Annotated in this window: 1 protein-coding gene; it reads left to right on the top strand. The window is 40.3% G+C overall.

The annotated features are described in order from the left end of the window. Window positions 1-33 precede the first annotated feature (33 nt). On the top strand, window positions 34-642 hold a 609-nt coding region (locus ACFINE_RS09920), incomplete at its 3' end, for a hypothetical protein (protein WP_375621911.1).

Here is a 642-nt window from a genome sequence, read left to right as displayed (position 1 = left end):
AACAATCCCTGCCGAAATCAAGCGAGGAGACAGATGAAAAAGCGATTTATTATAACAGGAATGATTACCCTTTTGGGAATACTAAATCTGGCACATGCATCGGATTCTCCTCAAGCAGATACATGCAATTTTCTAGCGTTGGGACTTGCTCAATATCAAAAGAACATATTTGGAACAGACCGCACTGGAGTCCTAAACAAATGTGCACAATCCCCATCGTCTGCTCCACCGCCACCACCTGCTCCACCGCCACCACCTGCTCCACCGCCACCACCTGCTCCACCGCCACCACCTGCTCTACCAGCAGAATATCTGGAGCTTATTAAGCTATTAAAAAAAGGGGAAATTATTGAGCTCTTAAAAAAACAGATTGAGTTGAAAAAAGAACAACTTTCACAAACAGAAAAAGCCTATCAAGCTATAACAAAGAATCAGAAAACAAACCCAAAGCAAATAGACTTTTCTAGTTTTTTTCTCAAAGAACCAGAATCGTTCTATAAGAGTGATAAGCTTTCAAGAGAATCATATCAAAAGGTACTAGAGGACGAAAACAAAGTTTCTGGGACTTTTGATCAAATGGGCAAAACTATTTCGGGGCGTTTACAATTTGCATCGATACTAGATAAAGCTGTAAGTTTAGAA

Origin of the sequence: Bartonella sp. AA97HXZ (assembly GCF_042196985.1) — a bacterium.
Taxonomy (GTDB): Bacteria; Pseudomonadota; Alphaproteobacteria; order Rhizobiales; family Rhizobiaceae; genus Bartonella.
The sequence above is the reverse complement of the archived record's forward strand: the minus strand, read 5'-3'. Positions and strand labels throughout refer to the sequence as shown.